Source organism: Candidatus Pseudothioglobus singularis PS1 (genome assembly GCF_001281385.1).
Classification (GTDB): domain Bacteria; phylum Pseudomonadota; class Gammaproteobacteria; order PS1; family Pseudothioglobaceae; genus Pseudothioglobus; species Pseudothioglobus singularis.
The window spans coordinates 1,478,555-1,499,796 of record NZ_CP006911.1; the positions used below are offsets into that span (position 1 = coordinate 1,478,555).

Annotated in this window: 25 protein-coding genes, 1 tRNA gene and 1 other RNA gene; 8 read left to right on the forward strand and 19 right to left on the reverse strand. The window is 37.5% G+C overall.

Features of this window, described 5'->3' with window-relative positions:
- The first annotated feature begins 100 nt into the window (after nt 1-100).
- Nucleotides 101-400 (forward strand): virulence factor, encoded by a 300-nt coding sequence (locus W908_RS07470; RefSeq protein ID WP_053820592.1) that lies wholly within the window; start codon nt 101-103, stop codon nt 398-400.
- A 1-nt stretch (nt 401) separates the two neighbouring features.
- Here W908_RS07470 and W908_RS07475 read toward each other — a convergent pair whose 3' ends face one another.
- Both W908_RS07475 and W908_RS07480 read right to left on the reverse strand, forming a co-directional pair.
- Nucleotides 402-1,529, reverse strand: coding sequence for an amino acid kinase family protein (locus W908_RS07475; RefSeq protein WP_053820593.1), 1,128 nt, complete (start codon nt 1,527-1,529; stop codon nt 402-404).
- A 91-nt stretch (nt 1,530-1,620) separates the two neighbouring features.
- Entirely contained in the window at nt 1,621-2,208 is a 588-nt protein-coding gene (locus W908_RS07480) for a MarC family protein (RefSeq protein WP_053820594.1), read from the reverse strand.
- Between the two features lie 155 nt (nt 2,209-2,363).
- Between W908_RS07480 and ssrS the strand changes: the two genes are divergently transcribed.
- Nucleotides 2,364-2,544: non-coding RNA, 6S RNA (gene ssrS, locus W908_RS08740), on the forward strand.
- A 74-nt stretch (nt 2,545-2,618) separates the two neighbouring features.
- Complete coding sequence (locus tag W908_RS07485; RefSeq protein ID WP_053820595.1) at nt 2,619-3,173, forward strand: 5-formyltetrahydrofolate cyclo-ligase; 555 nt, start codon at nt 2,619-2,621, stop codon at nt 3,171-3,173.
- Here W908_RS07485 and W908_RS07490 read toward each other — a convergent pair.
- The 9 genes from W908_RS07490 to W908_RS07530 all read right to left on the reverse strand — a co-directional run bounded on the left by W908_RS07490 (nt 3,170) and on the right by W908_RS07530 (nt 10,605).
- Nucleotides 3,170-4,342, reverse strand: a complete 1,173-nt coding sequence (locus W908_RS07490) for an FAD-dependent monooxygenase (RefSeq protein WP_053820596.1) — start codon at nt 4,340-4,342, stop codon at nt 3,170-3,172. The genes W908_RS07485 and W908_RS07490 overlap by 4 nt on opposite strands.
- Nucleotides 4,343-5,659 (reverse strand): metallopeptidase TldD-related protein, encoded by a 1,317-nt coding sequence (locus tag W908_RS07495; protein WP_053820597.1) that lies wholly within the window; start codon nt 5,657-5,659, stop codon nt 4,343-4,345.
- A gap of 56 nt (nt 5,660-5,715) precedes the next feature.
- The gene (locus tag W908_RS07500) at nt 5,716-6,564 is read right to left on the reverse strand and encodes a CorC family transporter (protein WP_053820598.1); all 849 of its coding nucleotides are present in this window, start codon (nt 6,562-6,564) and stop codon (nt 5,716-5,718) included.
- Nucleotides 6,565-6,606: 42 nt separating this feature from the next.
- Nucleotides 6,607-6,903, reverse strand: coding sequence for an RnfH family protein (locus W908_RS07505; RefSeq protein ID WP_053820599.1), 297 nt, complete (start codon nt 6,901-6,903; stop codon nt 6,607-6,609).
- The gene (gene hisA / locus W908_RS07510; RefSeq protein ID WP_053820600.1) at nt 6,893-7,630 is read right to left on the reverse strand and encodes a 1-(5-phosphoribosyl)-5-[(5-phosphoribosylamino)methylideneamino]imidazole-4-carboxamide isomerase; all 738 of its coding nucleotides are present in this window, start codon (nt 7,628-7,630) and stop codon (nt 6,893-6,895) included. The genes W908_RS07505 and hisA overlap by 11 nt, the downstream gene beginning before the upstream one ends.
- Nucleotides 7,631-7,721: 91 nt before the next feature.
- Nucleotides 7,722-8,750, reverse strand: coding sequence for a tRNA (adenosine(37)-N6)-threonylcarbamoyltransferase complex transferase subunit TsaD (gene tsaD, locus W908_RS07515; protein WP_053820601.1), 1,029 nt, complete (start codon nt 8,748-8,750; stop codon nt 7,722-7,724).
- Nucleotides 8,740-9,471, reverse strand: a complete 732-nt coding sequence (gene lptB / locus W908_RS07520) for an LPS export ABC transporter ATP-binding protein (RefSeq protein ID WP_020027357.1) — start codon at nt 9,469-9,471, stop codon at nt 8,740-8,742. Before lptB ends, tsaD begins: the two co-directional genes overlap by 11 nt.
- Before the next feature lie 37 nt (nt 9,472-9,508).
- Nucleotides 9,509-10,264, reverse strand: a complete 756-nt coding sequence (locus tag W908_RS07525) for a biotin--[acetyl-CoA-carboxylase] ligase (RefSeq protein ID WP_053820602.1) — start codon at nt 10,262-10,264, stop codon at nt 9,509-9,511.
- Nucleotides 10,243-10,605: a diacylglycerol kinase gene (locus W908_RS07530; RefSeq protein WP_020027360.1), complete on the reverse strand. Its 363-nt coding sequence runs from the start codon at nt 10,603-10,605 to the stop codon at nt 10,243-10,245. The genes W908_RS07525 and W908_RS07530 overlap by 22 nt, the downstream gene beginning before the upstream one ends.
- Before the next feature lie 95 nt (nt 10,606-10,700).
- Between W908_RS07530 and truA the strand changes: the two genes are divergently transcribed.
- Complete coding sequence (gene truA / locus W908_RS07535; RefSeq protein WP_053820603.1) at nt 10,701-11,444, forward strand: tRNA pseudouridine(38-40) synthase TruA; 744 nt, start codon at nt 10,701-10,703, stop codon at nt 11,442-11,444.
- On the opposite strand, the gene W908_RS07540 is transcribed toward truA, so the two are convergent.
- The 4 genes from W908_RS07540 to purB form a co-directional block, all read right to left on the reverse strand.
- Nucleotides 11,445-13,292, reverse strand: coding sequence for a SulP family inorganic anion transporter (locus tag W908_RS07540; RefSeq protein WP_200908877.1), 1,848 nt, complete (start codon nt 13,290-13,292; stop codon nt 11,445-11,447).
- 86 nt (nt 13,293-13,378) lie between these two features.
- The gene (gene rimM, locus W908_RS07545; protein ID WP_053820810.1) at nt 13,379-13,897 is read right to left on the reverse strand and encodes a ribosome maturation factor RimM; all 519 of its coding nucleotides are present in this window, start codon (nt 13,895-13,897) and stop codon (nt 13,379-13,381) included.
- A gap of 4 nt (nt 13,898-13,901) precedes the next feature.
- Nucleotides 13,902-14,450 (reverse strand): 30S ribosomal protein S16, encoded by a 549-nt coding sequence (rpsP, locus tag W908_RS07550; RefSeq protein ID WP_053820604.1) that lies wholly within the window; start codon nt 14,448-14,450, stop codon nt 13,902-13,904.
- A 56-nt stretch (nt 14,451-14,506) separates the two neighbouring features.
- Nucleotides 14,507-15,871 (reverse strand): adenylosuccinate lyase, encoded by a 1,365-nt coding sequence (purB, locus tag W908_RS07555; protein ID WP_020027140.1) that lies wholly within the window; start codon nt 15,869-15,871, stop codon nt 14,507-14,509.
- A gap of 93 nt (nt 15,872-15,964) precedes the next feature.
- On the opposite strand from purB, the gene acnB reads away from it, so the two are divergent.
- Complete coding sequence (acnB, locus tag W908_RS07560; RefSeq protein ID WP_053820605.1) at nt 15,965-18,523, forward strand: bifunctional aconitate hydratase 2/2-methylisocitrate dehydratase; 2,559 nt, start codon at nt 15,965-15,967, stop codon at nt 18,521-18,523.
- A 58-nt stretch (nt 18,524-18,581) separates the two neighbouring features.
- Here acnB and rpmG read toward each other — a convergent pair whose 3' ends face one another.
- Both rpmG and rpmB read right to left on the reverse strand, forming a co-directional pair.
- Entirely contained in the window at nt 18,582-18,737 is a 156-nt protein-coding gene (rpmG, locus tag W908_RS07565) for a 50S ribosomal protein L33 (protein ID WP_020023743.1), read from the reverse strand.
- Nucleotides 18,738-18,747: 10 nt separating this feature from the next.
- Entirely contained in the window at nt 18,748-18,984 is a 237-nt protein-coding gene (rpmB, locus tag W908_RS07570) for a 50S ribosomal protein L28 (protein ID WP_020023744.1), read from the reverse strand.
- Nucleotides 18,985-19,097: 113 nt separating this feature from the next.
- Between rpmB and W908_RS07575 the strand changes: the two genes are divergently transcribed.
- The 3 genes from W908_RS07575 (at nt 19,098) to W908_RS07585 (ending at nt 20,333) form a co-directional block, all read left to right on the forward strand.
- Nucleotides 19,098-19,187, forward strand: a tRNA-Ser gene (locus tag W908_RS07575).
- A gap of 132 nt (nt 19,188-19,319) precedes the next feature.
- A complete protein-coding gene (locus W908_RS07580; RefSeq protein WP_053820606.1) occupies nt 19,320-19,658 on the forward strand; it encodes a P-II family nitrogen regulator in 339 nt (112 codons plus the stop codon).
- 129 nt (nt 19,659-19,787) lie between these two features.
- On the forward strand, nt 19,788-20,333 hold the full coding sequence (locus tag W908_RS07585; protein ID WP_144417912.1) for a CIA30 family protein: 546 nt from the start codon (nt 19,788-19,790) through the stop codon (nt 20,331-20,333).
- Between the two features lies 1 nt (nt 20,334).
- Here the strand turns inward: W908_RS07585 and W908_RS07590 are convergent, their stop codons facing one another.
- Both W908_RS07590 and W908_RS07595 read right to left on the reverse strand, forming a co-directional pair.
- A complete protein-coding gene (locus tag W908_RS07590) occupies nt 20,335-20,772 on the reverse strand; it encodes a type II 3-dehydroquinate dehydratase (protein ID WP_053820608.1) in 438 nt (145 codons plus the stop codon).
- A complete protein-coding gene (locus W908_RS07595; RefSeq protein WP_020023748.1) occupies nt 20,769-21,239 on the reverse strand; it encodes a type II 3-dehydroquinate dehydratase in 471 nt (156 codons plus the stop codon). Before W908_RS07595 ends, W908_RS07590 begins: the two co-directional genes overlap by 4 nt.
- Nucleotides 21,240-21,242 lie beyond the last annotated feature (3 nt).

Below are 21,242 nucleotides of genomic sequence, written 5' to 3' on the forward strand. Positions count from 1 at the left end.
GAATTATATACCTAAATTATAGCAATTACATCAATAAGTTAATGGTAGAATTTTTTGAAATTTATTGGGATAATTATATGTTGTTTTTTTGGAGAATAAAATGAAGCTAACTGTTATTAAATGGCGTGATATACCTACACAGGTGATGATAAAAAAAAGCAGGAGGGAGGTTGAAAAACTTCAGCTAGATAATCGCTTTATGGAGGCTGTTGACTCTGCTGCAACGTTAGGTGACTCTACAGATGCAGATGCATACCTTACAGATTGGCACAATGAGGTCACTGAAATTGCAGACGGAGATTTAAAAGAGCCAGTCGAGACAAAGGCGGCTGAACTTGAGGCAGCGTTTACAGATGAAGTGCTTTTAAGTTATGTAAATAACGCAGGTTATAAGCCTTAAATTAGCTTGTATATCTGCCATGTAAAAATTTCAAGGTTTCTCTAACTTTAACCTCTTTTAGGAGGTATCTGATAATGGTATCTGGGGAATCCAGCAATTCAGCATAGTCAAGTTCGGCGGGTTTTTTTGAAACTTTATTATTAAATACCACAGAGATCGTTGCCCAGTGTCTACTTAACTTATAGAAGCCGAGCTTCTCCTCTAGCTGGGCCAACTTATCACTCAAATACACATCGTCATTTAGTAGCAGTCTCTTTGAGTCAATATTGACAACACCATTAACATGACTTGCGGCCTTATGCTCCAATGCGAACTCTATCAGAACCATACTTTCACGATGGGCAATAGCAACAACCTCTTTCTTTTTAGATATGTCATGGTGTATCAAAGTACCTTCTGAATCATTAAAGGTGTTTTTAGCAATAAGTGGTGTTTGAGTTTTTAATGACGCTTTGATTGCTCTTGGATGAATCACTCTAGACCCCTCATCAGCCATTGCAAGCATCTGATTAACACTAACAGATTCTAAGTAGCTAGAACCCTCAACCTGTCTTGGATCGCAATTAGCTATACCATCCACATCAGAAAAAATTTCAACTTTTTCAGCTCCCAATGCAGATGCGAGTGCTACAGCTGAAGTGTCACTCCCCCCTCTTCCAAGAGTGCGAATATCACCCTTATCATTGACACCTTGAAAACCTGCCACTACAGCGATGAACCCATTATCAAGAGCTTCAACAATTCGAGCAGGATTAATATCTAAAATTTCAGCATTGCCTGCATTGTCATCTGTAAGAATTCCAGATTGCCTTCCATTAAATGACTCGGCAGGCATTCCATTGTGACTCAAAAGGTGAGAAAAATAAGCAGAACTTAACGTTTCTCCAACGCTCATCACTAGGTCCAACTCCCTTGGATTAATATTGTGACCAACATCCCTAAGAAGGGCAACAAGGGTATCCGTAGCATATGGCTCACCTTTTCGTCCCATAGCAGAAACAACAACCACAATTCTCTCTCCAGACTCGTGGTAGTTCTTGGATTGCTTTAAAGCATAAGAGCGACAATCCTCATCTCTAAGACTTGTGCCTCCAAATTTCATTACTATAGGTGCCAAATTCTTCGCCATTAAGTTGTAAAAAAGGCGCCATTATAGCCTTTGCAAGCTTACATAGCAAATTTGAATAGAAGCAGACAAGTTAAAAATTTATGAAAAAAATCTAAATATTGAATGTTTGTTTTAATCCGTCAAGAATAAAGTCAACAGAAACCATTATCAGCAAGATTCCCATTAACCTTTCAATAGCAATTAATGCCCTGTTACCTAGTTTTCTTCCCAATGCCTCTGATGAGATTAATATAATCCCAGTTATTAAACAAGCAACAAATACAACAAAAGTCCACTCAACCCATCTATTTGGCTCTTTTGCCATAAACAGTATTACTGCTGCTATCGCTGATGGACCAGCTAGCATTGGGACAGCAAGCGGCACAATTAGAGGCTCAGTATTCTCATTGTGACTAAAGATAGGTTTTGTTCCAGGGAAAATCATTCTAATGGCAATAATAAATAATATTATTCCACCAGTAATACCAAGCGAAGACTGATCTATATCTAACAACTGAAGAATATATCTTCCAACAAACATAAAAAATAACAAAATGACTAGGGCAATTAATAATTCACGAACAATGATGATTCTTCGTCTCTCAATTGGTATATTTTTAAGGATACTAAGAAATACAGGCACGTTTCCAATAGGGTCCATGATAATAATTAATAATAAAATTGCAGCTAATACAGTCACTTGAGGGTTTTTTTATAAGAAATGGAGCTGGCATTTTATAGGAATAGATTTTTAATATAATAGTAAATGAAATTATCAAATTATCTGTTCCTAAAAATTTAAGCAAATAAAAGAAGAAATATCATTGCAATTCAATCCTCTAAAGGTGATAATTTATCTATCTGTTGTGTTCGTGCTTGATTTATTTCCCTGAGCCGATTAAGTATAGAAAAGGAGATGAGATTGGTTACTTTTGTGTATGCCCACCTTGAAGTGGGAAACCTACGGTAAACATCGAACTTCCGCCTTGAACCAGAATGGTTCAGGACCATGTCAACACGGCACAATGGACCCTCTAATCTAATTATAAATAACCATTCTTTGCATTTTTTGTACTGCTAAAATTAGTACATATTTAAATAAATTGCCGAATGAAAGAACTTCGAAAAAAACTAAGAATCATTAGAAAGTCAATCGATACGCCAACTCGAAAAAAGCAAGGTAAAAAACTCCTGTATCAATGTCAAAAACATGCCATCTTCAGAAATGCGAAACATATTGCAATTTTCACACCTAATGATGGTGAAATCGAAACTATTGACACCATAAATTTTTTAACACATCAGGGTTATTATGTATATTTGCCGATTCTTGTTGGGGAAAAACTAAAGTTTGCAAAGATGGGCAAACTATTTAGAAAGAATAGATTTGGTATAGATGAACCAATCTTTAGTCCTCTTGTTGGCGCTCATAAGATGGATCTTATTCTGATGCCTCTCGTCGGATTTGATGCAAATAAAAATCGACTTGGAATGGGGGGAGGGTTCTATGATAAAACTCTGAGCTTTCATACAAAATTAAAGAATTTTCGAGTACCAAAATTATTTGGATTAGCATTTGATGCTCAAGAGGTGAGTCGTCTTTATTCTCAGCCCTGGGATGTTCCAGTCAATGGAATAGTCACTCCAACGCGATTTATACGTTAACTATTTTTATTCACTTTTCCTAAGGCTTGTCTTTGAAAAAAAGATTTTAGAATGGGAGTTTCATCAATTAAATTCATTCCATAACCCCTAAGCCATCTTATTGATTCGTTATTCTCTTTGTAAATCCAGTCCAGTCCTGTCATGGTCTTTGACATCATTTCATTGTCTAGCCTTCTTGCTCTTGCATACTTTCGAAGAACAATAAAATCTCCCATTGGTTTGTCAATATTTTCGGATAACTGTTTACTTAGCTCGATGACATCAGAAAAGCCCAGATTTGCACCTTGGCCAGCCAGTGGATGAATATTGTGAGCAGCATCACCAATCAATGCTAAATTTTCAAGAACGTACTCTTTTGCACTTCTTGAGACCAAAGGAAAACTTTTCTTACTACTTTGAAGCTCCAAAGATCCAAATTGATACTCTGATGCCTCAGATAACATTTTATTGAATATACTTATTGTTGTTGTTTCAAGCTCATTAGCAAGTGTCTCTTTACAGGACCAAACAATCGAAGCCTGATTTTCTGATAGAGGCAATATGGCAAGAATACTATCTGTTAAAAATCTTTGCCATGTGGTATCCATCAAAGGCTTTTCACTTACAATATTTGCAATAATTGCTTTTTGTTGATAATCATGCTCGGTGACTTGAATCTCTGCCAAACCTCTTACTTTTGAGTGAGGTCCATCTGCCCCAATTAAAAGGTTACATGAGTAATTTTCACCATTATCTAGATCTAACGTATAACCTGAGTCTGTTTTTGTGAGTTCAGTTAGCTTTGCATTAATCATGGTGACTTTAGATTGATCAACTGCATTAAAAAGGGCAGCTTGAATGAGATCATTCTCTACAATGTGACCTAAGTATTCAATGCCTTCATCTTTTGCATAGAAATTAAGATGGCCATGTGAGTTTTGATCCCAAACTTTGGTGGCACTAAACCCTTTTTTTCTTTTTATCTTATCCCAGACATTGATTGAACATAAAAAATCTTGGGTAGATGGTGTAATAGCGCTAACCCGGGTATGAAATGAGTCAGTTATTGTTGGATTAGAATTATTTGGGTCAATAATTGCAATACTTAATTCCATTTTTTTTGATAGTTCAACCACTAATGAGAGTCCAATCATGCCGCCACCAACTATGATGACATCAAACTCTTTCAATTACCCTTCCCCAGCAATTGTCATTTCACTTATCAAGGTGGTACCTACTTTTAGATTGCTTCTGAGATCAAAATCATTACCAACATAGGTAATGTTTTTAAGCATATCCTTTAAGTTTCCAGCTATTGTGATGCCAGAGACTGGGTATTGAATCTCTCCATTTTCTACCCAAAAGCCGCTTGCCCCTCGAGAATAATCACCTGTTGTTGCATTGACACCATGCCCCATCAAGTCTGTAACAATGAGGCCTTTTTTGATTTCTTTGGTTAGCTCAGCAAGCCCCCCATCATAATTAGAATTAACTCTACAATTACTCACTCCTCCGGCATTTGCGGTAGTTTTTAAACCAAGTTGATTAGCAGAATATTGGCCCATCATGTAAGTTGAAACTATGCCATTTTCTACAAAAAACTGCTTAGATTTTAATACACCGTCTAGGTCAAATGCTCTTGCTCCAAGTGTTTTAGCTTTTAATGGATCCTCAAATATACTGATCGATTCATTCAAAACAACCTTACCTAATGAGTCAAGAAGAAAAGAGGTTTTCTTGAATTGTCTTGAACCACTTAGAGCACCAAGCAATTGAGAGAATAAACCTGAGGACTGTCTTGGTACAAAAATAACAGGACACTTCTGAGATTTTAAATTTCTTGAGCCAAGTTTTTGTTGTGCTAGGCTTGCTGCCTTTTGACCTATTTTAGAAGGGCTTATTAAATCATTTGAATCTATTGCAATTGAATACTCATAAGCAGTCTGCATTTCTGCATCTCTTTTAGCAATCAAAGAGCAGTGAAGAGAGTGTCTGGTATTTTTTATACTTGTAACTAATCCATTTGAATTTGCGTAATAAGTTTCACCCTCATAACTTGATAATTCAGCGCCATCAGAGTTATCAATTTCATTCTGCTCAAGTGCGATTTGTTCACATTCTGTGGCAATTTCTATACTCTGCTTAGCTTCCAATTTCCATGGATGATAAAGATCCAAATCAGGTGCATCCCAAGCCATTTTATCTTTTGGCGCCAAACCATTAAATGGATCCTCTTGAGTGTATTTAGCAATCATACAAGCTGAATCAATAGCTTTTTTTAAGCTTTCTTTGCTAAGATCAACACTGGTCGCTTGACCTTTATTCTTTCCAAAATAGACACTGACATCAAAACTTGTATCCAAGTGATATTGAAGTGTTTCTACATTTGACAATCTTACTGCGGTTGAAACTCCTGAGCTCCTACCAATAGAAAACTCGAAATCGCTCGCTTTATTTTGCTTAATGAGGTCGATGACTAATTGCGTTGTCTGTTCTAGTGAATTCATAATGCTGGATTATACTAACTGACTGATATTAAATGAAGCCTCAATGATTGCTTTTTTCATTCTTTAACTTTGTGATCACTCAGCTTATGTTGAACTTCAAGAAGGTGTAGCCTACGGTTGTCTGTTTTTAAAACTTTGAATTGGAATCCATGAAGACTGATTTCACTCATTTGTTCGGGCAAGTAACTAAAGCCAGAGATAACTAATCCGGCAACAGTATCATAATCATCACTAGCAATACTCGAATTAAAAAACTCATTAAATTCTGTCAATGTTGTGTTGGCTTGAAGCAAATAACGACCATCGCCATAATCTATAATGTTGTCTTCTTCTTTATCATGTTCGTCTTCAATTTCTCCAACAATTTGCTCTATGACATCCTCTAAAGTTACCAATCCAGCTATTTCACCATACTCATCAAGTACTATTGCCATATGTGATTTATTTTGTTGAAACTCACGCAGTAAAGCTCCCAATGGCTTACTTTCAGGGACAGATAAAGCGTCTCGAAGATACTCTTTGTAGTTAAATTCTTCCTCTTGGTTCTGTGCAAAATGTGACAGCAAATCTTTAGCTAAAACAACACCTAAAATTGAGTCTTGCTCTTCGTTATGAATTGGAAATCTTGAGTGAGACGATGCCACCATAACCTGGAGGAGATTTTTTGTAGTTGCCTCAGAATCAATCATGATCATCTTTGATCGTGGAACCATGACATCACGCACTTTTAAACTTTCAACCTGCAATGCTCCCTCAATAACTGACCTACTGTAAGGGTCAATTACGAGATTCTCTTCAGCCTCCTCTAAGGCCTGCATTAGTTGTGCTCTTGGTTTTAAAGTTTTAGGAAAAAACTTATCAAATAACTTAAAAAATGATCTACTCGGAGGTTTGTCGTCGCTCATAAAATTATTAAATGTGTTATGGGTGATCTATTTTACCTTGAATTAGGCCTTTTTATTGACTCGCATTGCCTTACCCTCAGCTGCCCTCTCTTTACGAACTTTTTTTGGATCAGCAATGAGCGGTCTATAAATCTCAACTCTGTCTTTCTCTCTCAGTATTGTCTCTAAGGTTGCGAATTTTGAAAAAATACCTACTCTGTCTTTATATAAATCAATTTCCTTATAAGTATCAAGAATACCTGATGCCAAAACTGCCTCTTTAAGTGTTGTACCATTGTCTACCTCAATACTAATAAGGCTTTGCTTGTTAGCTATGGCATAAGCCACCTCAACTATCATAAATATCACTCATTGTTTGGGCATCATTGAAGTCTAGCTGCCCCTCATATATAGCCCTTCCAGTTATAGCACCCATTATCCCATGATGTGCATTTTTCAAAAGTGCCGCTATATCATCCAGATTAGTTATCCCGCCAGATGCAATGATTGGAATCGATGTTTTTTTAGCAAGATTTGCAGTAGCTTCAACATTGACACCTTGCATCATCCCATCCCTTGCAATGTCAGTATAAACAATAGAATTAACTCCATACTGTTCATATTTTTTTGATAGTTCTACAACATCTATATCTGTTTGTTTTGCCCAACCATCTGTAGCAACAAGACCATTATTGGCATCAAGGCCCACAATAATTTTATTAGGAAACTCATCACAAAGTTTTTCCACAAAATCAGGATTGGTTACTGCCATAGTTCCAATGATGAGATAGCTTATCCCTGCTTCAATATATGCATTTGCAGTCTGTAAATTACGAATACCTCCGCCAATTTGTACTGGAAGATTTGGGAAAGACCTAGTAATCTCATTGACACAGTCTGCATTTATAGATTTACCCTCAAAGGCGCCATTGAGGTCAACCAAATGAAGTCTTCTTGCTCCCTCTGCAACCCATTTGGAAGCCATTTCAGTAGGGTTATTTGAAAAAACAGTTGTATCCTCCATGTTCCCTTTACGGAGGCGGACACATTGACCATCTTTTAAGTCGATCGCAGGAATAATAATCATAAGGATATTTATTTGGCTAAGAAGTTTTATTTGTGAGTTAAATTATACTCTATGCTCTGGAAACAGAGGCTCCATAACGAAAATCGAATAATTAATCCACCGGTAGAAGCTCTTCAAGACTCCATCGAGGCTTAATGGTTATTTCATAATTTTGATTACTTTGGCCTGCGAGGAATCTATAGTGGCCAGCTAAAGCAATCATCGCACCGTTATCCGTACAAAAATCTAGCGCAGGATAAAAAACACTTGCATTATTTTTTGTTGTCATCTCATTCAAAGATTCACGCAGGGACAAATTAGCGCTAACTCCACCAGCCACCACAAGTGTTTTATATCCAGTTTGTTTAAGCGCTCTATTGCATTTTATTGTTAATGTTTCAGTGGCTGCAACTTCAAATGCTTTAGCAATATTAGCTTTCTCTTCAGGGAAGTCAATGAATGTGTTTCTTGCGTATGTCTTCAAACCACTAAAACTAAAATCAAGTCCGGGTCTATCTGTCATGGGTCTTGGAAAAGTGAATCGATTCTTGTCACCTTGTTTAGCCAGATTTGCCAGAGCAGGACCACCTGGATAACCCAAACCAAGTATTTTTGCAGTTTTATCAAACCCCTCACCAACTGCATCATCCAGTGACTCTCCTAGAATTTTATATTCACCAATTCTAGGAACATCGACAAGCAATGTATGGCCTCCAGAAACTAAAAGTGCTACAAAAGGAAATTCAGGCCTTTCAACCTCTAAAAGTGGTGCTAAAAGATGTCCTTCCATATGATGAACACCTAATGCAGGGATACTTAGACCCCATGCTAAACTCTGAGCAATTGAACCACCAACTAAAAGTGCTCCCGATAAGCCTGGTCCAGCAGTATATGCAATGCCAGTTAGTTCATTTAATTTAATTCCACTCTCATTAAGAGCCTCTTTAATCAAGGGTATGGCTCTTTGAATATGGTCTCTAGAAGCTAGTTCTGGAACTACACCACCATATTCTGCATGAAGACTCACTTGGGAAAATAACTTATGTGAAATTAGGCCGCCCTCACTAGTATAAATCCCGATTCCTGTTTCATCACAAGAGGATTCAATCCCCAAAGTAATAAGATTATTACTAACCACCAACGCTCTCACCTAAGTAAACTTTTTTAACTTCTTCATTAGCCAAAATTGCATCTTTGCCGCCCTGAGCTATGATTTTTCCTGCACTTAAGACATAAGAATGATTACACGTATCAAGCATTTCCCTATAGTTGTGATCAGTAATTAATATCCCAATTCCTTTATCTCTAAGTTGATAAATTATTTCTTGAATATCACCAACTGAGATTGGATCAATGCCGGCAAATGGTTCATCTAATAAAATGAATTTTGGATCCATCGCTAAAGCTCTAGCAATTTCAACCCTTCTTCGCTCTCCACCAGATAAGGTAATGCCCTTTATATGGCGAACATGCTCAACCTTAAATTCGGATAAAAGTTCTTCGAGTCTTGCAGGCCTATCTTTTTCTGCAACCGATTTGTTCATTTCTAAGACTGCCATAATATTGTCTTCGACGCTTAGCTTACGGAAAATAGATGGCTCCTGAGGAAGGTATCCAAGACCCAGCTTTGCACGCTTATGCATTGGCATATGGCCGATGCTCTTATTGTCCAGAGTTACTTCACCCCTGCTCGACCTTACAAGGCCACAAGTTATATAGAAGCACGTTGTCTTACCAGCACCATTTGGACCCAGCAAACCAACAATTTCACCACCTTTAACAGAAAATGAAACATCATTAACAACCTCACGACGTGCATATTTTTTATAAAGATTTTTAACTTCTAACTGGTGATTTACCATTCCAATCAAGCGGCTATATGATAGAAACTATCTTACCCTAAATGTACTCAATATGGATAGAGCTATAAACCTCTTTTACGCCTTCTGTTGTTGAAATCCTAAGCGCCCCATGCTCAGTAATTCCATCCACTTCACCTTCAAAAATTTCTTTTGAATCTTTTGATCTAATTTTGACCCCTTTGAGCATATCATAATCGTTCCACTCTGATAGCAGAGTAGAGAGCCCCTTGCTTTCAAAATCTTTGGTCATGGCTAATATATTTTTAATGAATGCAGCAGTTAATGTGTCAAAACTAGGTAATTTTTTTAAAATTTGTGCCAAATCAGTCCATGGGATATCAATATTAATTTTTTGATCCAACTGATAATTAACTCCAACTCCAATAACTACATACTGTGCCTCTTTATGAATATTATTTTCCATCAAAATGCCTGCTAACTTGTTAATTCCATAATAAACATCATTAGGCCACTTAATTTTTAAACCTTCAAGTTGGCATTCCTCCTCTATGGATTTAATAATGGCCATTCCAATCACTAAACTGAGTCCATTTAGATTTGTATCAATATTAAAACATTTGCGAAGTGAGAAGAGAATACTGCCATCTTTTTGGGATGCCCAGCCTCTTCCATGTTGACCTTTCCCCATAGTTTGTTCTCTAGTTACACAAAGCTGTGTTCTTTTTGAATAGGGAACCTTTGTCAGGTAAGAACTTGTGCTCTCTATTGAATCAAAAAAATGACAATCAATATCATCTTCTATTAACTTCCTTAAAGAAGAATAATGATCCATGTGAACAAGAAAATAATTAGTGAGATTAGAACTGCTGCTGACGCTACATCTTTAGCAAAACCTGACAGCTCATGGTGTTCAAGGCTAACTCTATCAACAACTGCTTCAATAGCAGAGTTTAACATTTCAACAATTAAAACTAAAAATATAGGAAAAATAAGAAGTACTTTTTCGATTGAGGATTCACCAAGCCAGTAACCAATTGGAACCAAAAAAACGGCTAACCATACTTCAAGCCTAAACGCGTATTCTGATTGATAACATGCCTTTAAACCCTGAGCTGAATAGATAGAAGCAGACCAAAGTTTTTTTATACCAGTCGGTTTTTGATTTTCTGTCATATAATTAGCATCCAAATTAGACTCGACAGGCGAGTCACAATAATTTGTTAAAATATTAAGATTGATTTTACAATAAAAAAATTTAGTGGTTGATTATGAAAATTGCATTAGGCGTTGAATATTTTGGTAAGAATTTTCATGGCTGGCAAGTTCAAAAATCTGGCCTTCGAACTGTACAGAGCTCTGTTGAAGCATCTTTATCAAAAGTAGCAAACCACCCTGTGCGTGTATTTTGTAGTGGAAGAACAGACGCAGGAGTTCATGCCATGGAACAAGTCATTCATTTTGAAACGTCAGTAATTAGAACAGAACGCGCGTGGCTTTTTGGTGGGAATGTTAACCTTCCAAGTGATGTCAACTTTAAATGGGTTAAGGAGGTGAGTGATGACTTTCATGCAAGGTTTAGTGCTTTTGCAAGATCCTATGAATACAAGATCCATCATAATCCTGTTAGATCATCACTTAAAGGGGATTATTATTTGTGGGAGCCAAGATCTCTAGATATAACTAAGATGCAAACAGCTGCAGATTTACTGGTTGGAGAGCATGACTTTTCTTGTTTTAGAGGAAGCCTGTGTCAGGCAAAATCACCAATTAAAACGATTGAATATATTCAAATTGAATCATCTACAGACGAGATGATCATCAGCATTAAGGCGAATGCCTTCCTTCATCATATGGTTCGAAATATTGTTGGAACCCTTTTAAAAATTGGAAGGGGTGAGAAGAATATTGAGTGGATGACATCTGTATTGGCAAGTAAAGATCGAAGAGAGGCGGGGCCAACTGCAGAGCCACAAGGCCTTTATTTTATCAAAGCATTCTATGAAGAGATTTAATTAATTTGATTCGCTGGTCTCGTCAATATCTTCTACCTGCGCTTCATCTTTTTCTTTTTCAATGTTTTCTAACTCCTGCCAAACATATTTAAGGGCATCCGCTCTTAAATCAAAAAAACGATTTTCACCATAACGTTTTTTAAACCCTGATCGGAATAATTCTGCTTCTAATCTTTCTGTTCTTGCAAAAAGTATCTCAACTCCAGAGCTTGAACAACTCTCTACCAGGTTTGATAATACTTGTTCACCACTTGCATCCACTTGAACAATCGATGCCACATCAACAATGACATACTGGAGTTCGTCATTATTTTTAGCAATTAACTCAAGTAACTTTGTTTCAAAATAAGCAGCATTTGCAAAGTAAAGTGAGCCGCTCCACTTAGCAACCTTAACGGATTGACTTGCTTCAACAGATTCATCAGCGAATCTTGACGCAATAATTGACCCATGTTCGACTGATAACTCGGTAAAGTTTGGCTCCATCGTTCTGTAAAGAAACAAACCTAATGACAGAATGATTCCAAATGCGATTCCGTTCTCAAGATGAGGCGCAAAAGTTAGCGTCATCACAAAAGTCAACAAACCAACCAAACCGTCATGCTTCTCTACTTTCCATGCGTGCCTGAGTGGTGAGAAGTGAACCAGGTTGACAACAGCCATTAAAATAATTGCAGCAAGAGTGGCCTGAGGAAGATGGTATAGCAAAGGGGTTAGCCAAACGATGGTTAAACCTACGATAACAGCAGTCACGACAGATGAAAATCCAGTCACTGCTCCTGCTGTCAAATTGACTGCTGATCGCGAAAAAGATCCTGAAACCGAGTAACCTTGAAAAAAACTTGAGGTCACGTTTGATAAACCCTGACCAATTAATTCCTGGTTAACGTCTAATCGCTGTTTCGTGGTTGCAGCCATTGATTTAGCAACAGAAATCGCCTCCATAAATCCAATTAATGAAATTGTAATTGCATAGATAAACAAAGTTCCAACCGCGTTGAAATCAAATCTTGGCACCTTAAAGCTAAACAGTCCATCAATATTGATTGAGCTAACGATTGCTCCGCCCATAGCCTGGAAGTCCATCAAGAATGACGCTACTGTTGAAAGAACAGCTACTAACAAAATAGCTGGCAATCTTGGGAAAAAACGCTGAAAAAGTATAATACCTAATACGCCAGAAATAGCCATTGCCAAGGTAGGTAGATGGGTATGAAAAACTGCCGCTTCTAGAAGTCTTGCTATCGTCTGGTAGCTCTGATCTGCATTACAAATTGCGTGCAATCCATTAACATCTATTGACTCAATTCTTTCAATGATCGTCAATGGTTGGCAGGCACTTACCCAGTCAGTATCATTTGAACTAATGACCCTAATACCAAAAACCTTTGGAAGTTGAGAAGCACCAATAATGATTGCTGCAGCATTCGTAAAGCCTGTAACCACAGGATGCGAGAGGAAGTTAATTACAAAACCTAACCTGAGAATTCCCAGTGAAAACTGAAATACGCCAACAATTAATGCTAGAAGTGCTGCGTACACTGCGTAACTCGAAGGATCAGTCACGATTTCACCAAGTGCTGCAGCAGTTAACAAGGAAACAACGGCAACAGGTCCAGTAGAAAGTTGTCTTGATGAGCCCATCAATGCACCAATTAAAACTGGCAAGAATGAGGCATAAAGACCATATTGCGGACCCAAACCTGCAAGCTGTGCATAGGCCATTGACTGAGGAATTATAACGAATGCAACTGTTGTGCCCGCCAAAATATCCGCTTTTAAGTTCTTAGGGTTACTTAAATCTTTAATCCATAACAAAAACGGAAATAGTCTTGTTATCCAATTCATGAAATATGTTTCTGAAATTTTGTATTTAATTCAGCAATAAGTCTACCTCACTAGCGAAGGCAAACACAGAATTTTTTTACTAGTAATTAAAAATCTTTATCCCAGTCAACAAAAATCTCTTTCTTTTTTGAATCGACTGAAACAAGGTACGGCTCAATGTATGGGATCCAATGTTCTTTTATACCTTTTACAACTATGACATTATTTGCGCCAGTTTCAACAAAATAATCAACTAATCCAAGGTTTTCTTTATTATGATTTAAAACCGTAAACCCTATCAGCTCATGCCAATAGTATTGATCCTCATTCAATTCTGGAAGCTGTTCTTTGTCGATATATATATCTTTACCAATCAGTTTTTGAGAATCTTCACGGGTATCAATTCCACTTATATGTGCGACAATTGTTTTTGACTGTTCTCGTCCATTCTTTATTTCGATTTTTTGAAGCTCCCCATCAACATCAATTGACCAAGGTGAGTAGTTTAGGATATTAACTCTGGGCTTGGTGTATGAAAAAACTTTTACCCAGCCCTGTAAACCAAAAAAGCCATTAATCTTTCCGACTAATAGCTTTTTTTCGTTTGAGTGAGGTGCAGATGACACCAAATTATTTTACTTCAGATTCTTCAGCTGGCTTTTCTTCTGCTGCGGCTTCTTCTGCTGGAGCTTCTGCTGCTGGAGCTTCTGCTGCTGGAGCTTCTTCTGCGGCTTCTTCTACTGGAGCTTCTGCTGCTGCTTCTTCTACTGGAGCTTCTGCTGCGGCTTCTGCTGCTGCGGCTTCTTCTGCTGCTGCGGCTTCTGCTGCTGCCTCTTTAGCCTCTAGATCAGCTTTTGCTTTTTCTTCTGCTGCAATCTTTTTAGCTTTATCATCTGCCTTTGCTGATTGTTTAGCTAATTGCTTTTCACGAATAGAGGGATCTCTGTACTCTTTTACAAGCTGCTTAACGCGATCCGAAATCTGCGCGCCTTGAGAAATCCAATGTGACAGTCTGTCTTCTTCGAGTTGAAGCCTGACTTCTTGTCCGCGAGCGACAGGATTAAAATATCCAATACGCTCAATGTAACCACTATCTCTTCTCTTTCTAGAGTCTGTCGCTACAATCGAATAAAAAGGGTTTTTCTTGGCTCCACCTCGGGCTAGTCTTATCTTAACCATGGGTTTTTTGCTCCTTTTAGATTGTTAAATTATTAAGGCGAGAAATTATATCAGTTTTAGATGTTGCGTGCTAATTTAATCGCATCCCCAATATAGTTCATTGGCGTTAACTTGTTCAGTTCTTTTTTTGCCTCTGAGGGGATGTCCAAAGAGGCAATAAAATCACTTAGAATTTTGGCGTCAATTTTCTTTCCCCTTGTCAGAGCCTTAAGTTTCTCATAGGGATTTGACACGCCATACCTGCGCATTACAGTTTGAATTGGTTCAGCGAGAACTTCCCATGAATTATTCAGATCTTCGATCAGTTTTTCTTCATTTACTTCAAGTTTTTTTATGCCTTTACAAATTGAAGCATACGAAATTAAACAATGTGCACTACTAACGCCTAAATTTCTTAAAACAGTAGAATCTGTCAAGTCACGCTGCCATCTTGATATAGGAAGTTTTGTTGCAAAATGCTCTCCAATGGCAATGGCTAATCCAAGATTGCCCTCAGCATTTTCAAAATCAATGGGGTTGACCTTATGCGGCATAGTTGAAGAACCTATTTCCCCTTTAACTGTTTTTTGAGTGAAATAACCTAATGAAATGTAGCCCCAAACATCACGGCAAAAGTCAATTAAGATGGTGTTAAATCTATTTAATGCATGAAAATACTCAGCAATATAATCATGTGATTCAATCTGTGAACTATAAGGAGCGTAATTCACTCCGAGACTCTCAATAAAGCTCTTAGAAACTTTTTCCCAATCAACTTCAGGATACGCACTGAGATGAGCATTGAAATTTCCAACTGCCCCATTAAACTTACCCATTATTTGAACATCTTTCAGCTGCTTTATTTGTCTCTGCAGTCGATAAGAGAAGTTTGCCATCTCTTTTCCAAGAGTTGTGGGAGATGCTGTTTGACCATGCGTTCTTGAAAGCATTGGAATTTCAGCATTTTCCCTTGCTAAGCCAGTCATTAGATTCAAAGTTTCTGTCATTTCAGCCAAAAGAACCTCTCTTCCATTTTCAAGCATAAGCGCATGTGATAAATTATTAATATCCTCTGAGGTGCATGCAAAATGAATAAACTCATTCACTTTATGAAGTTCAGGAGTTGAAGATACTTTCTCTTTCAAGAAATACTCAATCGCTTTAACATCATGATTGGTTGTCTTTTCAATTTCTTTTATTGCTCTTGCATCATCTATAGAAAAATTATCGGCAATAGCTAATAATTTTTTGTTGGCTTCAGAGCTAAACAAGGGAACTTCAGATATTTCTGAATTGTTTGACATTGCCTCTAACCATCGCACTTCAACTAAAAGCCTATACTTTATAAGCCCAAATTCACTAAATATAGTTTTGAGTTGAGCGGTCTTATCGCTGTAACGCCCATCGATTGGTGAAATAGAGGTAAGTTTATCAAATGTCATAATACGAACTAATGCTTCAAAAAATTTAAGCCTTCATATTAAAAAGGATAAAATTATACTCTTTTATTTAATCACCTAATAACCAGTATTACTATGATAAAAGCTTACTTAAAGCACTGTGAAGAGAGAAAGTCGGACAATCTTCCACCACTAGCACTCGATGCTAAACAAACTAAGTCTGTCGTAGAGAGCCTAATATCAGGGCTTGATGATGACTTCTATTTGAATTTACTCACTCATAGAGTCCCACCGGGTGTTGATGAAGCTGCTTATGTAAAAGCTGGTTTTTTAACTAGTATTGCTAAAGGAGAACAGTCTTGCAATGCGATCTCAAGAAAACATGCTACTTTTTTGCTAGGAACAATGCTTGGTGGATATAGCATCGAATCCTTAATTAATCTTCTGGATGATGATGAAACTGCTGAGGAAGCCTGTAAAGCACTATCTCTTACAATACTTATCTATGAGGCCCACCAAAGCATAATGGAAAAGTCAGCAAACAACGCACATGCGAAGAAGATAGTTGATTCTTGGGCTTCAGCTGACTGGTTTACCTCCAAAGAGACTCTTCCTGAGAGCATTAAAGTGACAGTATTTCGTGTCGATGGTGAAACCAATACTGATGACCTTTCACCGGCAACTGAAGCCTGGTCTCGTCCTGATATCCCTCTTCATGCAAAAGCAATGCTTGTCAAAAAAATGGATAAGCCCCTTGAAAAAATTGAAGAATTAAAGCAAAAGGGCAATCCTCTTGCCTATGTTGGAGATGTAGTGGGTACTGGCTCTTCAAGAAAATCAGCAATTAACTCGGTTTTATGGCATATGGGTGAACCTATTGACTACATTCCTAATAAAAATAGTGGTGGCATAGTCCTTGGTGGCAAAATTGCTCCAATATTTTTTAATACAGCTGAGGATTCAGGGGCACTTCCAATTCAATGCGACGTTTCAGAACTCAAAATGGGTGATGAGATTACAATCTATCCATATGAAGGCACTATTAAAGATGCATCTGGAGAAGTTATTTCAAAATTTAATCTTGCGCCTAGTACGATGCCAGATGAGGTTCGTGCTGGTGGCAGAATTCCACTTATTATTGGAAGAGGTTTAACAGATAAAACAAGAGCTGAACTTGGCTTAGCGGTGAGTGATGTGTTTCTTCGTCCAGTGGACCCAAAGAATAGTTCATTAGGCTTTACCTTAGCTCAAAAAATTGTTGGTAAAGCTTGTGGTGTTAAAGGTATAAGGCCCGGAACCTATTGTGAGCCTCGCATGAGTACAGTTGGATCTCAAGACACAACAGGAGCAATGACTCGAGATGAGCTCAAAGAATTAGCTTGTTTAGGATTTTCTGCTGATCTAGTTATGCAGAGTTTTTGTCACACAGCTGCTTATCCTAAGCCCATTGATCTTGAGTTGCAGCACACACTCCCAGACTTCATGCATTCACGAGGTGGCGTGTCACTCAAACCAGGCGATGGCATTATTCATTCTTGGTTAAATCGCATGCTTTTGCCAGACTCTGTTGGAACTGGTGGCGACTCTCATACGCGTTTCCCAATAGGAATTAGTTTTCCAGCTGGCTCTGGCCTTGTTGCCTTTGGTGCCTCAATTGGAGTGCTACCATTAGACATGCCTGAATCAGTTTTAGTCAGGTTTAAGGGTGAGATGCAACCTGGAATCACTCTAAGGGACCTTGTCAATGCAATCCCATATGTTGCCATTCAAAAGGGATTACTCACTGTTGATAAATCTAACAAGAAGAATATTTTTTCTGGACGCGTTCTTGAAATTGAGGGTCTTGGGGATCTAAAGGTTGAGCAAGCATTTGAGCTTGCAGATGCAACAGCAGAGAGGTCGGCAAATGGATGTACTGTAAAGCTTAATAAAGAACCCATTGCAGAATATTTAAATTCAAATATTACACTTCTCGGCTCGATGATTGATTCTGGCTATGATGATAAAAAAACAATAGCAAAAAGAATACAGGATATGAAAAAGTGGCTTGATAATCCAGAGCTTCTTGAGGCTGATAAAGATTGCGAGTATTCAGAGGTCATTGAAATAAATCTTAATGACATTAAGGAGCCAATCGTAGCCTGTCCAAATGATCCAGATGATGTAAGACTTCTATCATCAGTTGCCAAAACATCAATAGATGAAGTTTTCATTGGCTCTTGTATGACCAATATTGGACATTTCAGGGCTGCGGCACAGCTACTCAAAGATAAGTCAGAGCTTAATACAGTTTTATGGGTGGTGCCTCCAACAAGAATGGATGAAAAACAGTTAAGGGCTGAGGGAATATATGAAACCTTTGAACGACTTACAGACAGGACTGAGGTCCCAGGCTGCTCACTTTGTATGGGAAACCAAGCAAGGGTTGAAGAAGGAGCATCTGTCGTTTCAACCTCGACCAGAAACTTTCCAAATCGATTAGGAGATAACAGCAATGTATTTTTAGCATCAGCAGAGGTTGCTGCAATCTCTGCTAAGCTGGGATATATTCCTACTTCTGAAGAGTACTTATCCTTAATGAAAGACATTGAGCCTTTATCAGGTGAAATATATCAGTATCTCAATTTTGACCAAATCGCGGATTATCAAGAATCTTCTTCCAATGTTCCACTTGAGATGATCCTGCAAAGTTAAACTTTAGGTAATAAAAAAGCCGCTCTAAAGCGGCTTTTTTTATGAATATTATTAAGGATTACTTAATCTTTGCTTCCTTATACATTACGTGTTTTCTTACAACAGGATCAAATTTTTTAACTTCAACCTTTTCTGGGTGAATTCTTTTATTTTTAGTTGTAGTGTAATAGTGACCTGTTTCAGCTGAAGAAACCAGTTTAATTTTTTCTCTCATAACTTACTCCTTATACCTTTTCGCCGCGTCCGCGGATTTCTGCTAAAACAACATCAATGCCCTTTTTATCAATAACGCGAAGACCTCTTGCAGATAACTTCAACTTAACAAAACGGTTTTCAGCCTCAACCCAAAAACGGTGAGTATGAAGGTTAGGGTAAAAACGACGACGCGTTCTGTTATTCGCGTGAGAAACGTTATTTCCGCTTATAGGTCTCTTACCAGTTACTTGGCATACTTTAGACATAACGACCACCTAATCAAATTTCTAAAAAGGGAGAATTATACGCAAAAAATTGCAGTTTTTTTAAATAAATTTTATTTACTTTATTCATAAAAACGGTATCATACCAATCTTTCGGAGGGATGGCAGAGCGGTTGAATGCACTGGTCTTGAAAACCAGCAAGGGCTAATACCCTTCCAGGGTTCGAATCCCTGTCCCTCCACCATTGATACATGCTTTTCAAGCAGTTTCTAAAAAATCAATTTAAAATTGTAATCCATTGCTACTTAAATACAATTTAAGTATATTATTTCTCCTATAACTCAATAAGTTAAAAACAAAATAATAAGGATTATATTTGAAACTAGTTACTGCAATATTAAGGCCTGAAATTTTAGACAAAGTTAGAGAAGCGCTTTGTAATGTTGATATACCAGGCATGACTGTTACCGAAGTCAAAGGTTTTGGCAAACAAAAAGGTCACACCGAACAATATCGAGGCACAGAGTTTACTGTTGAATTTGTCCACAAGGTCAAACTTGAAATTGCCATTTCTACTAAAAATTTAGATTTAGTCATTAATGTTATAAGTGATATCGCTCGATCTGGGCAAAAAGGTGATGGAAAAATCTTTATCTCTGATATCGAAAAAGTAGTTCGTATTCGAACTGGTGAAACCAATCAAGATGCTCTTTAACTGAGCCAAAATAAAATAATTTAAGTGTTTATAAAATAAACATATAATAAGCTTTTTATTAATAAAAAATTCGCTTTTATGCCCTTATATTCATACTTTCAATCCAAATTAAAACATCTTCTAGTACTAATGTCATTTTCAATCTTATCAATTAGTTCAAATGTAATTGCAAATGATGAAGTACTTGCTTATCCATTCAACGCAGATAGTGGCCGGTACTGGCAGTACGTTAGTGATAGGGTCATGGGTGGTGTCTCTGATGGCAAGGTAAATCTTGAACAAGACGGTGAAATGTATTACGCAAGACTTACTGGTAATGTAAGTACAGCAAACAACGGTGGCTTTATTCAATTGCGTGCGAGTGTTTCATTTGCAAATTCTGAAAAGGAAGGGGAGAATCTTAAAGGCGTTCGACTGAACGTAAGAGGAAATGGTGAAACTTACTACATCCATATCCGAACAAATGAGAGTTGGTCGCCTTCAGACTATTATGCTACAACTTTCATAGCTAGTGAGGAGTGGCAAATGATTGACCTTCCTTTTAATAAATTTGAACGAAGATGGTCAAAGGACTCGACCTTGGATCCAAAAAAAATTAGGAGTTTTGGTATTGTTGCTTATGGTAAAGACTATGTTTCTGATATTTCAGTCTCAACACTAGAGTTTTACTATTAGGCTAGGATCTTTGTAAATCTGCCAACAACTCAATGACATGGCTATACCCATCTGCACCAAGACCAGCAACTACTGCATCCACAGCTGGAGAGACAAAAGAAATATGACGAAATGACTCACGTAAATGTGGATTCGAAATATGTAACTCTATCTTCAAGCCAGGAAAAGACTTTAAAGCATCATGAATTGCAATTGATGTATGAGTATAAGCAGCAGCATTAATGACAATTACATCAATTTTTTCTTTTATTGCGCTCTGAATCCACTCAACTATTTCACCTTCATAATTAGACTGCATAAATTTCACATTATTGCCATCTTTAAGACCTTGTTCTATGCACTCTTTTGAAATACTATCTAATGTATCATGCCCATAAATCTCGGGCTCGCGCGAGCCAAGTAGGTTTATATTTGGACCATTGATAACAAAAATATTCATGATTTTTGACTCAACTGCTTATTGACTGCTCTAATAGCAAGATCATAGCTATGGATACCAAATCCACTTACAAAACCAACATTCCCTTCCGAAGCCTTTATTGGACTATTAATATTAACTCCCTTCTGGAAAATATTTGCAATATGCACCTCAATAACTGGCTTTTTTTGATTAGCCATGGCCTCTATATTAGATGCGTATAGATCGGGGTCTAAAGAGGCTGCATTGGAATAAGCAGCAGGATTAATTATTAAAGCATCAAACTCCTTAGAGGCCTTTAAAAGATAGTTTGATAACTCAGCCTGATCATCAGTTTGACAAAAATCCACACTAATCCCTAAACTATCGCAAGTTTCTAAACATTTTTTTTGGACCTTTTCCAAAGTAAGGTTATCATGGCCGAATTCATTAAAGTTGCTCAAATCTGAAAGCCCAGGGCCATTGATTATTAATAATTTTTTTTTCATAAA